Source organism: Limoniibacter endophyticus, assembly GCF_014652835.1.
Classification (GTDB): Bacteria; Pseudomonadota; Alphaproteobacteria; order Rhizobiales; family Rhizobiaceae; genus Limoniibacter; species Limoniibacter endophyticus.
Genome location: NZ_BMZO01000003.1, coordinates 1 through 20,475, shown reverse-complemented (window position 1 = coordinate 20,475; position 20,475 = coordinate 1). Strand labels below are relative to the sequence as shown.

Genomic DNA, 20,475 nt, shown 5'->3' with positions numbered 1-20,475 from the left:
CCGCCCGCGATTTATGTCATTCGCAAGATGCCGCGTGACACTTCACGCAAGCGTGACAGCCGCTAGAGACAGGACTTGCGGATGGCTTCGATGTTTGCCGCATAGGCAGAGGGACCGCCCTTGAACACGGCGTTGCCTGCGACGAGAACGTCTGCACCGGCCTTGGTAACGAGAGGCGCAGTCTCCGGCGTCACGCCGCCATCGATCTCGATATGGATCGGGCGATCGCCGATCAGAGCCTTGACGCGCGCCACCTTGTCAACCATCGCGGGAATGAAAGCCTGGCCACCGAAGCCCGGATTGACCGTCATGATCAGCACCAGGTCGATACGATCGAGCACATATTCGATGACGCTTTCCGGCGTTGCGGGGTTAAGCGAGACGCCTGCCTTTTTACCGAGATCGCGGATCTTCTGCAGCGAGCGGTCGAGATGCGTAGTCGCTTCAGCATGTACCGTGATGATATCGCAGCCCGCCTCGGCGAAAGCTTCCAGATAGGCATCGACCGGCGAAATCATCAAATGGCAGTCAAAGATCTTGTCAGTGCGATTGCGCATCGCCTTGATGATCGGTGCGCCGAAGGTGATATTCGGCACGAAATGCCCGTCCATCACGTCGAGATGGATCCAGTCGGCGCCGGCAGTGACGACACTTTCCACCTCCTCTCCCAGCTTCGAGAAGTCCGCCGAGAGAACCGACGGGGCAATGAGAAGATCGGATGCGGTCATGGAAACGGCCTTTCAAGGCAGTGGAAAAAATCGATATTGGAGGCCAGAAGTTGGTATCGACGGCTCATTTTGCAGCTCTTTTAACGGCGGAACCATCGCTTCTCAACACGATTCCGTCCGAAAAACGTGCGAAAACCGCGCAACCAAAGGCCCCTTAACCAATTAACCTTTTCTTAAGAGTCGGCGAATTGACTCCCGCCCCCGCCTGCTCTTAACGTTTTGTTAAGGATCGATATCTTTCGAGGGGACTTCCATGGCTTTGTTTGGGCACAAGACGATTGCAGGGGCGGCGGTTTTCGCAGCACTCGTCTCCATGCCTGCCATTGCTCAGGCGACGCCGGCCATGGAAACCGGCGCAATCACGTCGCAGCCGATCGGCCATTACGAATTCTGCCTTCGCTTGCCGGACGAATGCAACCAGCGCCCGCGGGATCGCCACGCAGTTACGATGGGCAATCAACTCTGGAACACGATCAAAGCTGTCAACGTCTCGATAAACGCGACTGTGGAAGCCAAGAGCGACCTCGAAGTATATGGCGTTGAGGAATACTGGGCTTATCCCGATCAGGGCGCGGGCGACTGTGAAGACTACGCTCTGGAGAAGCGACGCGCGCTCCACCGTCTTGGGATCTCGCTTGCCAATCTGCTCATTACAGTTGTGCGTAAACCGGACGGAGAAGGTCATGCCGTTCTTACCGTGCGCACCGATCGTGGCGATTATGTTCTCGATAACCTGACCGACGAGGTGCAACGCTGGGACGAGACGGATTACACTTATCTCAAGCGCCAGGCGAGCGACCATACAGGACGCTGGGTCACCATCCGCGAAGGCACCACTTCACTGGTCGGCGCGGTTCGCTGATGGTGGGCAGTGGCCGCTCGGTCTCGCGAGGAGCTTTCTCAGGATAGACTGACCCTGGGGCACGCCATTCCGTTCGAGGATATCCGCCGACCCTGCGGCCGGCAGATCTAGTCCAGATCAGCTTTCGTAACGCTGTCCGGTTTCCAGCATTTTAGCGGTGCCGATGACATCATTGAGTCCATCGAAGTCGAACATTCTGTCCCGCATGGCAGCCGTCGTGCCGTCCTTGCGCAGCGTCTGGTAGAACTCCTGCGCCGTCTTCGCTATCGCACGCACGATGGCCCCCGGAAAGATCACCAGGGAAAAGCCTATGTCTTCCAGCTCCGACGCTCCCTTGATAGGCGTGCGCCCGCCCTCAACCATGTTGGCAAGCAGGGGCGCGCGTGAACCCAGAACATCCACAATGCCCTTCATCTGCTCCATGGAGCGTGGAGCCTCTACAAAAATCGCGTCCGCTCCGGCCTCTATATATTGTCCGGCACGGTCAATGGCAGCATCATAACCCTCGATGGCGAGCGCATCAGTGCGACCGATGATCAGCGTCGAGGTGCTCTCGCGTGCATCGGCAGCAGCCTTGATCTTTCCGGCCATCTCGGCCGCGGGAATGACCTTCTTGTCGGACAGATGACCACAGCGCTTCGGAAAGGTCTGATCTTCGAGCTGGATGGCATTTGCGCCCGCACGCTCGAACAGGCGCATGGTGCGTTGCGTATTCAGCGCATTCCCGTATCCGGTATCGGCGTCGACAATCAGATTGAGAGCAACCCGGTCGCGAATCAACTGGATCGTGTTGGCTACCTCGGTCATCGAGACGAGGCCTATGTCCGGGCCACCAAGGCGGGTATAGGCGATATTGGCGCCGGATACATAGGCTGCCTCGAAACCAGCCGCTTCAGCAAGCGACGCCGTCAATGCGTCATATACGCCGGGCGCAACGACAATTTCCTTCTGCTTCAGACGTTCGCCGAGCGGCGTGGGACGGTTCATGTCATTCTCCTTGGGCATTTAATTTGCCGCTTTGTTTTCCGCTGCCGCACCTGCCTGCATCATGAGGCGAAGTTCGTTTATCTTGGAAACGACGGGGGACGGATAGGCCGCCCTGCCCTGCTTCAGGCCAAGCGCGAGGAAGGTTTCGGCAAGCTTGTAGGTGAGCGGGCCAGGGTTGATGACCGGGACGGGCAGGTGCTCGGCGAGATAATTGGCGGCCTGATGCATGGTGGTGGAGCCTAGACAGATGACTTCCGCACCATCCTCCTCGATACAGCGCATGGCGACGTCGCGCATGCGCGGGAACACGGTCTCTTCCTTTCCGTCGAGCAGTGCGGAGAAGTCCGGCGGCTGGTCGAAAGAGCGCACGGAAGCACATTGTTTCTCGAAACCATATTCGCGGATCGCTTTGCGATAGCGCGGCAGTGCCGGCTCCCATTGCGCCAGTACCGAAAAACTGGAACCCAGCGTCAGCGCATAAAGCATGGAGGCTTTGCCGGGCGAGACGACCGGAATGTTAAGAATCGAGCGCAACGGATGCAGGCCGGAATCACTCATCGTGTCGATGCAGACGGCATCGAAACCGTCCTGCTCGGCGCTCAGGCCCGCCTCGAAGATCGCCATCTCCATCAACGTCCAGTCATGCGGACTCATGAAGGAGGTCGGTCCGCAGGACACCGGGCGATAGGTCAGTTCCGTGCCGTCGTCGAGGCTGACATACTTCTGCTGCGCCTGGCGATTGGCAACGCCTTCGGCATCCAGCGCAAAGGGGACGATTACGAGAATCCTTGCCATGGGTCAGGCTCCCTTTGCTTCCATGGCGCCACCGATCGCGCGGATCATGTTCCGCTTCGGCGATAGCGGCGCAGGATAGGTGATGCGGCTATGTTTCAAGTTGAGCTTCAGCGCCGTCTCGGCCAGACGATAGGTGAGCGGACCTGGGTTAATCACTGGCACGTCGAGGCGTTCTGCAAGATAGCCATGGGCTTCGTGCATTGTCGTGGAGCCAAGGATAATGACATCTGCCCCATCTTCCGTGATGCACTTCTGCGCAGCATCCAGTAATGCGGGGAACACGACCTCTTCCTTGCCCGCAAGCAGAGCTTTGTTATCCGGCTGCACGCCGATGGAACGCACGGAGACACACTTGTCACGCATACCGAGTTCTCCCAGCGTTTTTGCGTAGAGCGGCTTCCAGCGATCCCACATGACGAGAATCGAGAATTTCTCGCCCAGCATCTGTGCAACCAGCATGGAATGGCGGCCCGGACCAATCACCGGAATGTCAAGAACGGAGCGCAATGCAGAAAGCCCGGAATCGCTCATTGTATCAATGCAGACTGCGTCATAGCCTTCCGCTTGCGCATCCAGCCCCGCGTCGAGGATCGAGAAATCAGCTAATGCGAAATCATGATGACTGGTATAGCTTGCCGGGCCGCAACGCACGGCGCGGTACTCAAACACGATATCGGGACCAAGTTTGACGGCATCGAGCTGCTTCCTGCGGCGTCCTACTTCCTCTTCGCTCATGGCGAAGGGAACAATGACGAGCACCTTTTTCATGGTCTCTCTCCCAAATGCATCAACTTGCTCGCGCCAGCCGGGCCGCAGATTGCCCCGCGATGCGCCCCAGAACGGCGGCAGCCAGAAGTCCGTTTCCGGACATGTACCCCCAGGATGACGGCCCCGAGAGGCCCCGCGCGGCGCCACCACCTGCAAACAGGTTCGGCAATGGCGAGCCGTCATTTTTAAGGACTTGTGCCTGTTCGTCGATGAGCAGACCTCCTTGAGTGTGAAACAGCGCGCCATTGACCTTGCAAGCGAGGAAAGGCGCCTGCAGCGGCGACCCTTTGGTGAAATCGCGACCGAACGGATCTTGTTCTTCACCGCGCGCGCAAGCCTGCGTTCGCTCCAGCGTTTCTTTCAATGCAGCAGGAGGCACCTCGATCAGCAATGCGAGCTCCTCGATCGTGTCGGCGCGCTTGACCGCCCCCAATTTGACGATCTCGCGATAGTCGTGAAAGCCTAGCGCTGACTCTTCGCAATGCAGATCATAGATATCCCAGGCAATATGCTGCGGCTGACGGATCACTTCTTCTGCATGCTCGGAATAGCCGCGCATTTCATTGGCAAAGCGCTCGCCATGAATATTGACCTGGAAGCCGCCCCGCGTGATGACCGCCCATGTGAGCGGCAGCCCATGCGGGTAAGCAACCGAACCATGCCCTTGATAGCTTGCCATGTCGCCGAGCGCGGCTCCCAACGCCTCGCCCCACCGAACGGCATCCCCGGTGTTGGAGGTATGGCCGCAATAATCGGCGCTGCTCATTTCCGGAATGAACGTCTTGACCATTTCCGGGTTGCCGCCAAAACCATTGCAGGCAAGGATCAGCGTATCGCACCCGACAGTTTCGACAGCACCATCCGGGCGTGTGAAGCCAACACCCGTTACACGGCCATCGGCATAAGCATAGACGTCTTCGACTGAAGCCTCTGTCAAAACGTCTATGCCGGCATTCTCGACTGCAACCAGAAGCGCCTGCTCCAGATCGGCGCCCGTCTGGCTGGCCGGCCCGTGCATGCGCAGACGGCTGTGCCCGGGATAGTAGAACCCCTCGACAAGATGGAAATCGATGGCATGTTTTTCGCTCAGCCAGTCAATGGTTTCACCCGAGGCCCTGGCGACCGTCATGACGATCTGCGGGTCGCTCTGGCCCTTCGCCTTGGCGCGCAAATCATTGAAGAAGGTCCGTGCATCGTCTTCGATGCCTTTTTCGCGCTGGTAGCGTGTATTCGCCGCCGGGATAAGCCCAGCGGAAAGCGAGGTGCTGCCGGTCGGCTTTGCATCGCGTTCGAGAACCAGCACATCTGCGCCGCCATCGCGTGCAGCAAGGGCCGCGGTCAGCCCGCAAGCACCTGCGCCAATGATGACCACAGGAACATTGTACTCAAACGCCACCCCTTCGGCCGGTTTGACTGCCACTGCTTAATCCTCCGCTATCACATTCCAAGGTAGGTCTGGCGCAGGCGCGGGTCGGCAAGCATCTCCATTGCCGGCCCCTCAAGCACAAAACGCCCCTGCTCCAGAACATAGGCGCGCTTGGCAATGCCGAGCGATTGGATGACGTTCTGCTCTACGAGCAAGATCGCCAGCCCCTCTGCATTAATCTTCTCGATGAGATTGAACATTTCCTCGACCATGATCGGCGAGAGACCGAGCGAGGGTTCATCGAGAATGAGAAGCTTGGGCTCGGCCATCAGGCCACGCCCGATCGCCAGCATCTGCTGCTCGCCGCCGGACAGGGTTCCGGCCTGCTGACTCAGGCGTTCACGCAGCCGCGGAAAAATATCGCAAATTCGCTCAAAATTCTGCTTCATGCGTGCGCCGGCGCGGCGAAATGCCCCGAGTTCGAGATTTTCCTTTACGCTGAGATTCGGGAAAATCCGCCGCCCTTCCGGCACCTGTGAGATACCTGCCTCTACGATCGAACGCGGCGCGCTGCCGCAGATTTCCTGCCCTTCGAAGCGGATCGAGCCCTCGCGCGCGGGGATGATGCCGCTGATCACATTGTTCAACGTCGATTTGCCGACGCCGTTCGACCCCAGGACAGCGACGATCTCTCCCTTGCCCATGGTCATGGAAATGCCTTGCAGGATGTTGGCTGGGCCATACCCCGCCTTGATGTCGGAGATGTCAAGCATGGTTCGCTTCTCCTCCCCCGGCGTTCAACCGCCCGGCGGCACCGTGCCCGAGATAGGCCTCAATGACCGTTGGATCTGCGACGAGCTGTTTTGGCGTACCATGCGCGATGATCTGCCCCTGGTTCAGCACATAGGCTTCTTCCGACAGGCTCATGACGGCCTGCATGACGTGTTCGATCAGGAGGATCGTCACGCCGGCATCGCGAATGTCGCGAATCGTAGCAACAATCTCGGTTATTTCGCTCGGGATGAGGCCGGCCATCACCTCATCAAGCAATAGAAGCTTGGCTTCCGTGGCCAGAGCGCGCGCCAGCTCAAGGCGCTTGCGGCCGGCGACGGTCAGCGATTGCGCCGGCGTTTCCAACATCTTGCCCATACCAACCTGATGAGCGATCCTTTCGGCGATACGAAGTGCCTCCGCCCGGCTGCGATGGCGTAGATGGGCACCAACCGCAATATTCTCCAAAACGCTCAATCCGGCGAAGGGCTGCACGATCTGGAAGGTTCGAGTAAGGCCGAGATTGCAGACGACATGCGGGGCCTTGCCCGTAATATCGTGGCCGCTGAAGGTAACTCTGCCTTCGTTCGGCTTGACGAAGCCCGCAATCATCGCGAATGCCGTCGTCTTTCCTGCGCCGTTTGGTCCGATCAACGCAACGATCCTGCCCTCATCGACTTTGAGAGACGCGTTCCTGACAGCAGTGAGGCCGCCATAGCGCTTGGTGAGATTCTCGACGACCAGCATCATTTCGCCTCCCTGGCAGCGAGGGCCTTCCTGCGTGTGGAAGGTTGCAGGCGGCGCATCAAGCCGATGATGCCATCGGGCAGATAGCGAAGGATGACGAGAAGGACGACGCCGTAAAGCACGAGGTTGAGGCCCGGCGCATCATTGACCAGATGCTTTACCGATTCACCGATCAGATGCAGAAGAAGCGTCCCGACGACGGGTCCCCAGATCGTGCCTGCACCGCCGATAATCGGACCCAACAATGCTTCGACCGACATGGCAGAGCCAAAGCCGACCGGCGCATCGATGAAAAGATAGGTCTGCAGATAGGCAACGCCGGCAAGACCCGAGATTGTACCCGAAAGCATCATTGCAAGGACTTTCGTGCGGAAGACGTCGATGCCCAGAGCCTTAGCCGCCTCCTCGTTTTCACGAATGGCGACGAGATAGGCGCCGAAACGCGAACGCTTGACGGCGACCGTAACGAGCATGGCGATTATCACCAGGCCCAGCACGAAGGTGTAATTGCTCAGCCGGTCGGCGAACTGAAAATTGGCAACGCCAGTCGCATAAGGCACAAGAATCCCTTGGCCGCCGCCGGTGAAGGCAAGCGAGCTTGCAAGAATGCGCAACACTTCGGCAAAAGCTAGCGTGACGAGCGCAAAATATGAGCCTTTCAGACCATAACGGAACGCAAGAACGCCTATGAAGCCCGCAACCAGCGTAGCGATGAAAATGGCAAGAACTGCCGATATCCACGGATTGATGCCGTACTGCACCTGCAAGATTGCGGTTGCATAGGCCCCGCTTCCAAACAGGGCAGCGTGGCCGAACGACATCTGGCCGGCAAAGCCACCAAGCAGATTCCAGCCTATGCTCAGGATCACGATGATGAGCGCGTTTATCGTGAAGCCGAGGAAGACTTCGTTCGGATAGATATAGAGAGCAACGAGATAGGCACAGACGGCACCATAGAGCACAAGCTCGCCCAACGACAGGTTCTTCATGCGACCCTCCGTCCAAACAGGCCCGAGGGGCGGAAAAGAAGGATGACGATGAAGGTCAGGAATATGCCGATCTGGCCAAGGCTTTCCCCAAGGAACAGGCCGCATAGCGACTCGATCACCCCGAGCAGAAGTCCGGCAACCAAAGCGCCTGCAAAGCTACCCATGCCCCCGAGCACCACGGTGGTGAAGGCAACCAGAACGAAGGCATAGCCAACCTGCGGAGTGACATAGAATGTGGGAATCAGCAGGCAGGCGGCGACTGCCACGCAGGCCGTGCCAATGCCGAAGCAGATCGCATAGGTGTTCTGAACGTCGATACCCACTAGTTCTGCACCGCGCTTTTCAATGGCCACCGCGCGGATTGCCTTGCCGATTTTTGTACGGCTCATGATGACCCAGAGCATGAGCGCGCAGCCCAACGCGGCGAAGAAGGCGATAACACGCGGCAGAGGGATGAAGGCCGGACCGATCTCCAGCATGTCATAGGCATAGGCGACGTCGATGGTTCGCGTGTTCGAGGTCCAGAAATAGAGCGCCAGATTATCGATGATGAGCGCCAGCGCCAGGGTGACCAGAAGTACGTTCTGTTCCTTGCCGCCGCTGAACGGGGCGATGATGCCGCGTTGCAGTGCGTAACCAAGGCAGAAGAACACGGGAACGACGATGAAGATCGCGACATAGGGATCGATGCCGAACAGCGCGTGCAGGAAGAAAGCCGCATAAAGCGCAAGCATCAACAGGCTGCCGTGAGCGAAGTTGATGATATGCAGAACGCCATAGATCAGCGTCAGGCCAAGCGCAATCAACGCGTAGATCGCGCCGGTCGCCAAGCCGTTCAGCACGGCAGGTATGATGAGAATGGACATGCTCGATCCCTGGTTATGATTGGGAAAGGATACCGGGACGATTTGCCGCCCCGATATCGACGTTCTTTACGAGCGGGCAGGCATAGGGAAGACGGCTTCGGCAGTCGCAAATTCCTTGGGAAAGACCAGTTCGATCTTGTCGCCGCGAATCTGTGTATTCACCGGCTGAGCGCCTTCATTCGAACCATTCACGAACTTGGTCGGGCCGTAGGGCATGATCGAGCCGTCATAGGTCGACGTTGTAAGCGCTTCGATCATCGCTTCACGATCATCCTTTCCGGCCCGCTCCAGCGCATCGCCGATCAGCTGGATGGTAGCGTAGGCGACCATGACGTCGTAGGTGAGATCGATCTTCGCTTCCGCGACCTTGGCGGCCAGCGCCTTGGATTCTTCCTTGCGCGGGTCGTACCAGTGATTGCAGTCCATCACATATTGCGCGGCTTCATTGTTTTCGCGCACGAACTTGATATTCGAGGCTGCTCCGCCGAGGATCGAATAGATCGCTTTCACTTCCATACGTTGCTGACGCAGAGCCATGGCGAACAGCGTATATTCGTTGATATAGTTCGACGGGATGATGATATCGGGCTTTGCCGCACGCAGGCGCAGGACGATATTGTTGAAATCACGTTGCGGCGTCGGGTGGCTGATCGATTCAACGACTTCAATGCCGATTTTTGGCAACTCGGTATTGAGAAGCTTGGCCATGCCGGAGCCGAACGGCCCGTCTTCGTAGACGATGGCGGCGGTCTTGACCGTGTTGCCGGATGCGTCGTTCAGTGTCTTGAGATTGCCAAGCGCGGTTGCAGTGCATTTGTTGACGCCTGGCGTGAAACGAAAAACGTTCTTCAGACCGCGCTCTACGATCTGCTCGGATGTACCGATGTCGAAGACCTGCGCCAGATTGTAGCGTGCAGCCGCCTGGGAACTGGCCAACCCCAACGAACTTGCCTGTGCACCGATGAAGGCGCATACGCCCGCCTGCGCCAGAGTATCAACGGCCGAAGCCGCGACGTCGGGGCGCGATTGCGCGTCGGCCACAACGGCCTCCAGCTTCGCGCCGCCCATGCTCTTGATGCCGCCCGCCGCATTGATCGCGTCAATAGCAAATTTCGCACCAGCACGGGCCTGTGTGCCATTATAAGCGAGATTACCGGTCAGCGGCTGCAGAACGCCCACCTTAACCGTGGGTGCCTGCGCGCGCAGCACCGTCGGCGCCCCGATCATGCCCAATGCAAGCGCTGCGCCGCCGGTCTTCAGGAGACTGCGGCGATTCATCGAAAATTCCCTGTTCATGTTCGCTCCCATTTCATTCCCCTTTTTGGTTTTCGGTTCAGGCTTGTGTAGTGATCCAACGCATTTGTGACAGATAGTCTTTCTCGAAGGCTTCGATCTGCGGCAGGTACCCCATCGTCAGCTCGATCTCGTCTACGCCCCTGAGGAGGCATTCACGCCAGAAGGGATCGATCTCGATCGGGGCTTGTGTGCCGTCGGGCAAGTCAACACGGCTGTTTTCGAGATCGATGGTAATATCGCGCACCGGTCCATTTTCGATCTGACATCGGAGGACATCGACCTGTCCGGCAGGAAGACGCACGGGAATCATCCCGTTTTTCAGCGCGTTATTGTAGAAAATGTCGCCGAAGCTTGGTCCGATTACAGCGCGGATACCGTAATCGACCATGGCGTAGACGGCTCCCTCCCGTGAGGAGCCACAGCCGAAATTTTCATCCGTGACGAGGATCTTCGCGTGTCGAAACGGCTCCCGGTTCAGAACGAAATCGGCAATCTCTTTGCCATCCTTGTCGAAGCGCTGGTCATGGAACATGAATTGCCCGTAGCCCTGCGCACGATCCATCTTGAGAAAACGGGCGGGAATAATCTGGTCGGTATCGACATTTTCGCCCGGAATGACGGCTGCCATTGCCGTTTCCTTGGTAAAAGCCTTCATCGCGTGCGATCTCCGCTCATCAATTGGCGTACATCCGTCAACCTTCCGGTAACGGCAGCAGCTGCCGCCATCGCCGGACTCACCAGATGGGTGCGCGCTCCCGGCCCCTGGCGACCAACGAAATTGCGGTTTGACGTCGAAGCGCAGCGCTCTTGTGAATTGACCTGATCGCCATTCATGGCCGAACACATGGAGCAGCCGGATTCGCGCCATTCCAGACCCGCCTCCTTGAAGATGCGATCCAGCCCTTCGGCTTCCGCGGCGCGCTTCACGACAGTCGAACCCGGCGAAACGAAACCCGGCACTTTGGCTTTCTGGCCTTTCAGGACAGCGGCAGCGGCACGCAAATCCTCGATCCGGCCATTGGTGCATGAACCGATGAACACGCGGTCTATCGTAATGGCGGAAAGCGGCGTCCCCGGCTCCAGGCCCATGTAATTGAGCGCACGTGCCATGGTTTCACGCTTTTCCACATCGGCCTGACCTGCCGGATCCGGCACATGTGCCGAGATCGGCAATACGTCTTCCGGGCTGGTGCCCCAGGTGACCATTGGTTGAATGTCTTCTGCGGCAAGCACCACTTCGCGATCGAAAGACGCGTCCTCATCGGTCGGCAGCGTACGCCAAAAGGCAAGCGCATCGTCCCAATCCTCTGCCCGGGGCGCGAAGGGACGGCCGTAAATATACTCAAACGTCGTGTCGTCGGGAGCGACCATACCGCAACGCGCTGCCGCCTCAATTGACATATTGCAAATCGTCAGACGCTGCTCGATCGACATGGAACGAATTGCGCTACCAGCATATTCGATGGCATGACCACCCGCCCCGCCCGCGCCGATCTTGCCGATGATGGCCAGGATCACGTCCTTGGAATGCACCCCCGGCGCCAGCACCCCGTCGATGGTGATGCGCATGGTCTTCGGGCGAACCTGCCACAAGGTTTGTGTCGCCATGACATGCGCATTTTCGGACTGACCGATGCCGAAGGCGATGGCCCCCAGCGCGCCCTGTGTCGACGTATGACTATCGCTGCAGACAATGGTGAGACCGGGCAGAGTAATGCCCTGTTCTGGTCCGACGACATGCACTATGCCCTGACGCGGATCACTGAGACCGAAATGATGCACGCCGCCCCATCGCATATTATCATCGAACTGCTCGATCATGCGGGCGATCTGTGGCGTGGCAGCATCGCTGATCGCGCGGCCGGAAGTCGGCGCGTAGTGATCTGCCGTACCGAACACCTGATTAGGTTTTCGCACTCTCAAGCCACGCCTGCGCAAATCTGCGAATGCGTGAAACGAGCCCTCGTGGATCATGTCACGATCAATGTAGAGAAGAGAAGGTCCGTTTTGCTTGGCGATCACCACATGGCGATCCCAGATCTTGTCGAACATCGCCATGCCGGCAACAGCGCTCATCCGGCTCGCTCCGCGTTGATCTGCGCTGAAAAGGCGTCTGCGATTTCGGCGCCGGATGCGACCCAGACGCCATCATGGCCAAGAACGTAGTCGAGCACTTCCTTCAGATAGGTCGCGCGGTAGGGTACACCTGCGACGAAACCATGCAGTGGCAGGCTAAGAATGCGCCCGCCATAGGTGTCGGCCTCGCGATAAAGCACGTCAAAGCGGTCCTTGATCTGCTCGACCCAGCTCGTTTCCGTATGATGAAAGTCCAGCATGACAACGCGATCGTCGGTCTCGTAGGCATGCGGCATGGCCAGAAGCTGGCCTGCGCTCGTATCCATTACGTAGGGCATGTCGTCGTTTGCCCAGTCGCAGGCATAGCGGATGCCATTGCGTACGAGAATATCCGGCGTGGCATAAGATTGCGCCCGGCCGGGCGATAGCCAGCCCGTGACCGCTTGCCCGGATAGCTCGCGCAGCAGCGAGAGCGACTCCGCGATGATCGTCTGTTCCTCATCTCCGGAAAGACCGCTGTGATGGAGCTGGTCCATATGCAGGCCATGACCAACGATCTCATGACCGGCTTCCACGATATCCTGCACAAGCTGCGGGTAGCGCTCGGCAATCACACCGTTAACGGCGAACGAGCTCCTGATACCGCGCTCCTGCAAAATTTTCAGGATACGATAGCTGCCGACGCGGTTGCCGTAATCGCGGTTGGTATAATAGCGGTAGTCGGGAAACGGCATGCTGAGGCCGCCAGGCGCCCGGAACGGCTTGTGTTTTGAATCCAGCGGGAACCATTGAGCCGCCGGCATCACCCAAAGCGCTATCTTGGCGCCGTTAGGCCATTCGACCTTCGGACGCTTGAAGAGATCGGACCAGCCATAGCGCTCATGATCCATACCATGGCGGCGGGCAGGGTAGACGAGGTAATCATCAGGTAATGGCATGATATCGTCCTCCTTCACGCGCTCGCCGCACGAATGGCGTTGGCCATCGCATCGTAACTGTTTTCATAAAAGTGCTGAGCGATCTCGCGGCCTGTCGTCAGCCACACGTCATCATGGCCCGCTATGTAGCGTAAAGCCTCGGCAAAGGGTTCGATGCGATGCGGCTGCCCGACCAGATAAGGATGCAGCGGAATGCACATGACCGTGCCGGACGTTTCGCCTTCGGCGCGCAGCTGGTCGAATTGCCGCTTGATCATCTCGCCATAATGTCGCGGCGGATAGAGGTTGGAATTGTAGACGATAACGTCGTTCATATCGAGCGAATAGGGCATGCTTATCAGCTTGCCCTGCTTCACCTTAACCGGCATTGGCTGATCGTCATGGAAGAGATCGCAAGTATATTCGATGCCGTGCTCGGCCAGAAGATCCATCGTCCAGAGATTGTTAGAGAGGGCGGGCGAAAGCCAGCCGGACAGCTTCTGGCCCGTGTGCTTACGTACGGTTTCTATGGAATCGAGAATGATCTCGCGTTCCTGCTCCTGTGACATCCCATAGACGTATCGGGTATTATAGATGCCGTGTGAGAAGAACTCCCAATCGCGCTTGGCGCATTCCTCGATAATTTCAGGGTGATGCTCGCAAAGCGCGACATTGAGCGAGACGGAACCACGGAAGCCGGCTTCGTCCATCGCCTTCATCATGCGCTGCCAGCCCGCCCGGTTGCCATAGTCACGGTGCGAATAGGCGAGAATGTCGGGAAGCGGCCTGCTCCAGGGCGTGCGCGTCGGATTCGGCGGCGGCGCGTATTCATAAAACTCGATATTGGGCGCAATCCAGACCGCGATCTTTGCACTATTCGGCCAGATGATCTTGGGTCTGCGATTGTAGGGGATAAAATCGTAGAGGCCGATATCGCTTTGGGCGTCGTAACTCATTGGTCCTTACCCCTGCCAGTTCTCATAATGGGCAATGGCATCGGCAACAGGAATCACGTCGCCATATTTGATCGCAATGTCATAGAGATTGGCGAAATGGGGACTTTCATGCTTGTCCGCCACGCATTCTTCCGGAACCATGACGCGATAGCCGCGCGAAATCGCATCAACGACCGTCGCGCGCACGCAGCCGGAGGTCGACCCGCCAGTCAGCACGACGGTGTCGCACTGATGCCAGACCATCAGCGACTGTAGATGGGTTTCATGAAAGGCGGACGCCATGCGCTTGTTGATGATGACATCCCTTACGGCATCAATTTCCAGACGATCATCGAACTCGGCGCGACGCGAACCGACCTTTATGTTCTGAAGGGAATCGGGCGTGTCGGTGCGCGTCCCCCACACGCCGCAATCTTCGCCAGACTGCATATAGGCAACGTAGGTCCATACCACGGGGAGGTTTTTCGCACGCGCCAGCTTGGCGAGCTGGTTGATATATGAGAGCTGATCGGGATCGGTTTCATAGGCTGTGGCGAACTCACCCACGCAGGTGTAGGCCTTCTGCGGATCGATATTGATCAGCATAGGCTTCCTGCCGAACCCGAAGCGTGGACGGGTGGGCTTGGCTTTGATGGCCTCGTAGAGTTCGCGTGCGGTCTTATCAGAACGTTCCAAATCCACCTCCTGGCCCTGATGAAGAATCAGGGCAAAACAATCCCGTTCGCCGACAAATCCATCGATCTGCGACGTGCGTAAAAATTGTGCGCGCAAAAGCGCAAGCGCCCTCATGGCAAGCGCTGTGAAACCAAGGCTGAAAGCCTCCCATGCAGCCTTCGAGACTGCTGAGATTTTCGCTTCTTATCGGCGACTTGAAATGTCATATTGATATGACTTTTCTTATCTGTAAAGTCGCTTCATCACCATCTGGAAAAATTATTCCCCATCCCGGAGACAAAGGAATGTCGTGTATCGTCGCAGCCGGGTGACAGCGTCCAAACGGGGATGCACAATAAGAACCCCCGGGGAATTCCGTAGCAGAAAAGGAATGCGTCTAGCATGTCAGTTCGAAAAGTGCCCGCTGGCGAAGCAGCCTCATTCAATAATGCCGCGCATAATCGTGCTACGCTAGGTGACGAGAAATCCCCCGTCCCGCTCTACCACCGGATCTACGTCCTCATGCGGGAGCGCATTTTCAACGGCACCTATCGTGCAGGACAGCTCCTGCCGAGCGAAGCAGAGTTGATGGAGCGTTTCGGCGTCAGCCGCATCACAGCGCGGCGGGCGCTGGATGAGCTGTCCTATGAGGGCCTCGTAGACAGGGAGCGCGGACGCGGAACCCGCGTGTCACAGCGCCCGCTCGTTGAGCTTGGCGATGCACCGATTATTGCAGGAATGGAAGGCCTGATGGCCAATCTGGAGCGAATAGGTAAACGCTCGGAAGTCATCGTCTTCGAGTTTGACTTCGTGCCCGCGCCTGACCCGGTGGCCGTGCAGATGCAGATTGCGCCGGGTGCACTCGTTCAGCGCGCCGTTCGCTCCCGCAGCGTGGAGGGTAAACCCTTCTCGCTTTCGACTACCTATGTTCTGGAAGAGATTGGACGCACTTTCGATCGTGAAGACCTGACCAGTATCCCGATCATCGACCTTATCACACGGGCAGGACGAACAATTGACCATGTCGATCAGAGCCTAACGGCGACGCTTGCCGACGATATCATGGCACAGCGTCTTGGCATGCATGTCGCGAGTCCGCTTCTCAAAGTTCGCCGTACATTCTACGATACGACGAACACGCCCTGTTATTATGTTGACTTGTACTACAGACCAGACAGGTTCGAGTATCGCATGACCTTGACGCGCGGCAATGACAACCGGTTTCGTGTGAATGACAGCTGAGCCGCCCGCTTGACTGGAGCGACTCCCGCAAGTTCCTCTTTAACTGAAAAAAGCCGGGCTGATCACTCAACCCGGCTTTCCCCAGTCACCCGAATTCTCGGTCGCGTCAAATATCGAGATTCGCCACGGATAGAGCATTCTGCTGGATAAACTCACGGCGAGGCTCCACCTCGTCACCCATCAAGCGCGCGAAAAGATCGCCCGCATCCGCTGCATCTGCCACCTTGACCTGCAGGAGCGAACGCACATTCGGATCGAGCGTGGTTTCCCATAGCTGTTCGGCATTCATTTCGCCCAAACCCTTGTAGCGCTGGACGGTGAGGCCCTTGCGGCCAGTGTCGAAGATGGCTTTCAAGAAGGCCATCGCTCCAGTGATATTCTCGGACTGCTCCTTGCGCCGCAGGACCGGGATCTCGCCATATATTTCGATAAGCTGCGGCGCATAGCGATTAATAGCGCGTGCATCTGCCGAATTAATGAGGCTCATGTCGAGAATAACCGCCTCACGAACGCCGCGCAGTGTGCGCTCGAACAGGAAGCCGCCACGCTCGTCATCTTCCGGCACGAGAGACCCGATCCAACCGCGCTCCGTATCCTCCGCAATCAGATCGAGACGCTCGGCCACCAGCTTTGCGACGCTTTCAGCCCTGGCCTTGTCATTGAAGAGCGAGGGATCGAGAGCGCCGGCAATGGCCGCCTGCTCAACCACAGCACGCGGATAGCGCGAGTGCAGACCGTTCATCAGCGATCGGATGGCAAGCGCATCGTCGATGACGGCGCGCAGGTCAGCACCGGCACGCACTTCGCCATTACCAAGCGTGAGCGAGGTGTCTTCAAGGCCGGAGGAAATGAGGAAGTTCTCAAAAGCTGCCTCATCCTTCACATATTGCGTGCTCTTTCCCTTCGTCACCTTATAGAGCGGTGGCTGAGCAATATAGAGATGACCACGTTCGATCAGTTCCGGCATCTGACGGAAGAAGAAGGTAAGCAGCAGCGTTCGAATATGGGCGCCGTCGACGTCGGCGTCGGTCATGATGATGATCTTGTGATAGCGCAGCTTGTCGGCATTGAATTCATCCTTGCCGATCGAAGTGCCGAGTGCGGTGATCATCGTACCGATCATGTCCGAGGACAGCATGCGATCGAAACGTGCGCGCTCGACATTGAGAATTTTGCCGCGCAACGGCAGGATCGCCTGGTTCTGACGTGAACGTCCACCCTTGGCGGAGCCGCCTGCGGAGTCACCCTCGACGATGAAGAGTTCGGACTTGGCCGGATCGCGTTCCTGGCAATCAGCGAGCTTACCGGGAAGCGACGTGATATCCAGCGCCCCCTTGCGGCGGGTCAACTCACGGGCGCGGCGCGCAGCTTCGCGAGCAGCGGCTGCCTCGATGACCTTCCCGACGAGAATTTTCGCCTCTGCCGGATGTTCTTCGAGCCATGTGCCGAGCGCCTCGTTGACGAAGCTTTCAACCACGGGACGCACTTCCGAAGAGACCAGCTTGTCTTTGGTCTGCGAAGAGAATTTCGGATCCGGCACCTTGACGGAGAGGACGGCGCTCAAACCTTCACGGCAGTCGTCGCCGGTGATCGAGACCTTCTCCTTCTTCAGCAGGCCGGAGCTCTCGCCATAGCCGGTGACCTGGCGCGTCAGCGCCCCACGAAAACCGGCCAAGTGTGTACCGCCATCGCGTTGCGGAATGTTATTTGTGAAGCACAGCACGTTTTCATGATAGCTATCGTTCCACCAGAGCGCTGCCTCAACGCCTATGCCATCCCGCTCGCCGGAGATATAGACCGGAGCCTCGATAAGTGGCTTCTTGGCGCGGTCGAGATAGCGCACAAAGGCCTCAAGACCGCCTTCATAGAGCATTTCCTCCGACTTTTCGTCGGCATGGCGCTTATCCGTAAGACGAATGCGGACACCGGAATTCAGGAAAGCCAGCTCACGCAGGCGATGCTCAAGCGTTGCGTAATCGTAATCGGTCTTCGTGAAGGTCTCGGATGAGGCCAGGAAGGTGACTTCGGTGCCGGAACGGCCCTCATATTCGCCAATTACGGCGAGCGGGGCATCGGCTACGCCATGCGTGAAGGAAATCTCATGCACTTTGCCGTTGCGGCGAATGCGCAGCTTTAGCCAGCTCGAGAGCGCATTGACGACCGAGACACCGACGCCGTGCAGACCACCCGAAACCTTGTAGGAATTCTGATCGAACTTACCGCCCGCATGCAGCTGCGTCATGATGACTTCGGCAGCCGAAACACCTTCTTCCCTATGGATATCGGTGGGAATCCCGCGTCCATTATCGGTAACGGTGATCGAGCCGTCGGGATTAAGCGTCACCGTGACGAGATCGGCATGACCGGCCAAAGCCTCGTCAATGGCATTGTCGACGACTTCATAGACCATGTGATGAAGGCCGGACCCGTCGTCGGTATCGCCGATATACATGCCGGGGCGTTTGCGGACCGCATCAAGCCCTTTCAGAACCTTGATGGACTCCGCACCATATTCAGCACCGGAGTCGATGGAGGTTTCCGTCTGATCGCTCATGAATAGCCTTTGTCCAACGAGGAAGCCGCAAGCACAAAAAGCGGCGCTTGCGAAAGCCGCCTGAGAAGAGTTCGAATCAGGCGCAAAATCAGGTTAAATATAGGCGTTTGCGCGAGAATTTCCAAGTTTTTCACCCGTCCCAGACGACATTGCCCCCAGTTTGCGACGTTTCGGCGGCTATTTGCGGGGCACGCTGTGTTTTAAGCCCCAGAAAGGCACACTATATCCTTGTTGCAAGGAGCCTTCATGTCCGAAAACCAAGATCCATTCATAGCGCCAGCGCCTCGCCCTCGCCAAAAGCCGCCATCGCTTTTGCAGATGATCCGGATCGTGCATCGCAACCCTCTGGAGCTATGGGGTGAGCCCTCATACAATGAACGCTGGATCTCGATTTCGGGAGGAATCGGCGGGCCATTGTTGATCGTCAACGATCCGGGACTGGTCCGCCACGTACTGGTGGACAATGCCAGAAATTACAAGATGGCAACAGTCCGGCAGAACATCCTGCGCCCTATTCTGCTCGATGGTTTGCTGACGGCCGAGGGAGATGTATGGAAACGCTCGCGCAAGGCGATGGCGCCCGTCTTCACGCCACGACACATTTTCGGCTTCGCCAAGGCGATGGTGAGTGCGACAGATGCTTTCATCGGCCGATATGAGAATGCTCGGGGGCCCGTCGATGTCGCGCGTGACATGACGATGCTGACCTACGACATCCTGGCCGAGACCCTGTTCTCCGGCCAGGTAGCAGGAGAGCCCGGCAGCTTCGGACATGAGGTCGATCGACTGTTCGAGACCATGGGCCGCGTCGATCCGCTAGACATTCTGCGCGCGCCGCTCTGGATGCCTCGCCTTACACGCATCAGGGGCCGCAAGTCGCTTGCCTTCTTCCGCCAGATCGTCACGGACACGGTGAAGATGCGGGAGGCAAGAATGACGGCTGGCACGGACGTGCCGGAAGACTTCCTGACGCTGCTCCTGCGCGCCGAAGGTCCGGACGGACTGTCGCGCGCTGAGATCGAGGACAATATTATCACCTTCATCGGCGCAGGCCACGAGACCACGGCCCGCGCGCTTGGGTGGACAATCTATCTGCTCGCCGAGGCCTCATGGGAGCGCGAGAAGATCGAAGCGGAGATCGATGAGGTTCTGGCTCGCGAAGCCGATCCAGTTAAATGGCTTGAGAACATGCCAAGAACCCGTGCCGCTTTCGAGGAAGCCATGCGGCTTTATCCGCCTGCTCCGTCGATCAACCGCGAACCTGTCGAAGATGATCGCTACCATGACCTGGTCATCAAGAAAGGAACCCAGGTTCTCGTCATGCCATGGACCCTGCATCGGCATCGCAAGCTTTGGGATGCGCCGGAAGCCTTCATGCCCTCGCGCTTTCTGCCTGAGAATCGCGACACGATTGATCGCTATCAGTATCTGCCTTTCGGGGCCGGGCCGCGCGTTTGTATCGGGGCAAGTTTTGCAATGCAGGAAGCGATTATCGTCCTGGCCCTGCTCCTGAAGCGCTACCGTTTCGAGAAGACGCCGGGGCTAAAGCCTTGGCCGGTGCAGAAACTGACGACACAACCGCAGGGCGGCCTGCCGATGCTGGTCGAGCGCCGTCAGTGATCGCGCCATAATATGCCAGCATAATCGCTTCCGACATGGATCTTGCATTGCACAGCCGCAGGAGTTCGAAATCTCCAGCGTCCAGTCTCGCTGTTATGGGAGGCAGTAGACGTTATCCTGAAACCGAAAGCAGCAGCTTTGCCCCGCAGCGGATTTCCGCGCGAGGGAGAAAGGCCGGGAGGTGGTCGCCAATCCCTGGAAAGCATCGGCCTTCCCGTGTTTGGCGATGAATGCGAGGGGGACATGAAGCCCGTCTCGGTATGCGGATGGATGAGGAAGTC

19 protein-coding genes are annotated in these 20,475 nt (G+C 58.0%); 3 read left to right on the top strand and 16 right to left on the bottom strand.

Annotation, left to right across the window (positions count from 1 at the left end):
* Positions 1 to 62 precede the first annotated feature (62 nt).
* The gene (gene rpe, locus IE151_RS04665; protein WP_189488427.1) at positions 63 to 728 is read right to left on the bottom strand and encodes a ribulose-phosphate 3-epimerase; all 666 of its coding nucleotides are present in this window, start codon (positions 726 to 728) and stop codon (positions 63 to 65) included.
* Between the two features lie 253 nt (positions 729 to 981).
* Between rpe and IE151_RS04660 the strand changes: the two genes are divergently transcribed.
* Positions 982 to 1,590 (top strand): transglutaminase-like cysteine peptidase, encoded by a 609-nt coding sequence (locus tag IE151_RS04660; RefSeq protein ID WP_189488425.1) that lies wholly within the window; start codon positions 982 to 984, stop codon positions 1,588 to 1,590.
* Positions 1,591 to 1,707: 117 nt separating this feature from the next.
* Here the strand turns inward: IE151_RS04660 and IE151_RS04655 are convergent, their stop codons facing one another.
* From IE151_RS04655 to IE151_RS04590, 14 genes are all read right to left on the bottom strand, one after another.
* Positions 1,708 to 2,577 carry an isocitrate lyase/PEP mutase family protein gene (locus IE151_RS04655; protein WP_189488422.1) on the bottom strand — a complete coding sequence of 290 codons (870 nt, stop codon included), beginning with the start codon at positions 2,575 to 2,577 and terminating at the stop codon, positions 1,708 to 1,710.
* An 18-nt stretch (positions 2,578 to 2,595) separates the two neighbouring features.
* Complete coding sequence (locus IE151_RS04650) at positions 2,596 to 3,372, bottom strand: aspartate/glutamate racemase family protein (RefSeq protein WP_189488420.1); 777 nt, start codon at positions 3,370 to 3,372, stop codon at positions 2,596 to 2,598.
* A 3-nt stretch (positions 3,373 to 3,375) separates the two neighbouring features.
* The gene (locus IE151_RS04645; protein WP_189488418.1) at positions 3,376 to 4,140 is read right to left on the bottom strand and encodes an aspartate/glutamate racemase family protein; all 765 of its coding nucleotides are present in this window, start codon (positions 4,138 to 4,140) and stop codon (positions 3,376 to 3,378) included.
* Positions 4,141 to 4,159: 19 nt separating this feature from the next.
* Complete coding sequence (locus IE151_RS04640) at positions 4,160 to 5,560, bottom strand: FAD-dependent oxidoreductase (RefSeq protein WP_189488415.1); 1,401 nt, start codon at positions 5,558 to 5,560, stop codon at positions 4,160 to 4,162.
* Positions 5,561 to 5,577: 17 nt separating this feature from the next.
* Positions 5,578 to 6,279 (bottom strand): ABC transporter ATP-binding protein, encoded by a 702-nt coding sequence (locus tag IE151_RS04635; protein WP_189488413.1) that lies wholly within the window; start codon positions 6,277 to 6,279, stop codon positions 5,578 to 5,580.
* A complete protein-coding gene (locus tag IE151_RS04630; RefSeq protein ID WP_189489025.1) occupies positions 6,272 to 7,024 on the bottom strand; it encodes an ABC transporter ATP-binding protein in 753 nt (250 codons plus the stop codon). The genes IE151_RS04635 and IE151_RS04630 overlap by 8 nt, the downstream gene beginning before the upstream one ends.
* On the bottom strand, positions 7,024 to 8,013 hold the full coding sequence (locus IE151_RS04625; protein ID WP_210310859.1) for a branched-chain amino acid ABC transporter permease: 990 nt from the start codon (positions 8,011 to 8,013) through the stop codon (positions 7,024 to 7,026). The genes IE151_RS04630 and IE151_RS04625 overlap by 1 nt, the downstream gene beginning before the upstream one ends.
* Positions 8,010 to 8,879, bottom strand: coding sequence for a branched-chain amino acid ABC transporter permease (locus IE151_RS04620; protein ID WP_189488411.1), 870 nt, complete (start codon positions 8,877 to 8,879; stop codon positions 8,010 to 8,012). Before IE151_RS04620 ends, IE151_RS04625 begins: the two co-directional genes overlap by 4 nt.
* 66 nt (positions 8,880 to 8,945) lie before the next feature.
* Positions 8,946 to 10,157 carry an ABC transporter substrate-binding protein gene (locus tag IE151_RS04615; protein ID WP_189488408.1) on the bottom strand — a complete coding sequence of 404 codons (1,212 nt, stop codon included), beginning with the start codon at positions 10,155 to 10,157 and terminating at the stop codon, positions 8,946 to 8,948.
* A gap of 55 nt (positions 10,158 to 10,212) precedes the next feature.
* Entirely contained in the window at positions 10,213 to 10,830 is a 618-nt protein-coding gene (gene leuD / locus IE151_RS04610) for a 3-isopropylmalate dehydratase small subunit (protein ID WP_189488406.1), read from the bottom strand.
* Positions 10,827 to 12,251 carry a 3-isopropylmalate dehydratase large subunit gene (gene leuC, locus IE151_RS04605; protein WP_189488404.1) on the bottom strand — a complete coding sequence of 475 codons (1,425 nt, stop codon included), beginning with the start codon at positions 12,249 to 12,251 and terminating at the stop codon, positions 10,827 to 10,829. Before leuC ends, leuD begins: the two co-directional genes overlap by 4 nt.
* Entirely contained in the window at positions 12,248 to 13,189 is a 942-nt protein-coding gene (locus IE151_RS04600; RefSeq protein ID WP_189488402.1) for a polysaccharide deacetylase family protein, read from the bottom strand. Before IE151_RS04600 ends, leuC begins: the two co-directional genes overlap by 4 nt.
* Before the next feature lie 14 nt (positions 13,190 to 13,203).
* Positions 13,204 to 14,124 carry a polysaccharide deacetylase family protein gene (locus tag IE151_RS04595; RefSeq protein ID WP_189488400.1) on the bottom strand — a complete coding sequence of 307 codons (921 nt, stop codon included), beginning with the start codon at positions 14,122 to 14,124 and terminating at the stop codon, positions 13,204 to 13,206.
* A 6-nt stretch (positions 14,125 to 14,130) separates the two neighbouring features.
* Positions 14,131 to 14,799: an isochorismatase family protein gene (locus IE151_RS04590; RefSeq protein ID WP_189488398.1), complete on the bottom strand. Its 669-nt coding sequence runs from the start codon at positions 14,797 to 14,799 to the stop codon at positions 14,131 to 14,133.
* A gap of 381 nt (positions 14,800 to 15,180) precedes the next feature.
* Between IE151_RS04590 and IE151_RS04585 the strand changes: the two genes are divergently transcribed.
* Positions 15,181 to 16,020 carry a GntR family transcriptional regulator gene (locus tag IE151_RS04585; protein WP_189488396.1) on the top strand — a complete coding sequence of 280 codons (840 nt, stop codon included), beginning with the start codon at positions 15,181 to 15,183 and terminating at the stop codon, positions 16,018 to 16,020.
* A 106-nt stretch (positions 16,021 to 16,126) separates the two neighbouring features.
* Here IE151_RS04585 and gyrB read toward each other — a convergent pair whose 3' ends face one another.
* A complete protein-coding gene (gene gyrB / locus IE151_RS04580; protein WP_189488394.1) occupies positions 16,127 to 18,574 on the bottom strand; it encodes a DNA topoisomerase (ATP-hydrolyzing) subunit B in 2,448 nt (815 codons plus the stop codon).
* Between the two features lie 246 nt (positions 18,575 to 18,820).
* On the opposite strand from gyrB, the gene IE151_RS04575 reads away from it, so the two are divergent.
* The gene (locus tag IE151_RS04575) at positions 18,821 to 20,194 is read left to right on the top strand and encodes a cytochrome P450 (RefSeq protein WP_189488391.1); all 1,374 of its coding nucleotides are present in this window, start codon (positions 18,821 to 18,823) and stop codon (positions 20,192 to 20,194) included.
* The last annotated feature ends 281 nt before the right edge of the window (positions 20,195 to 20,475 follow it).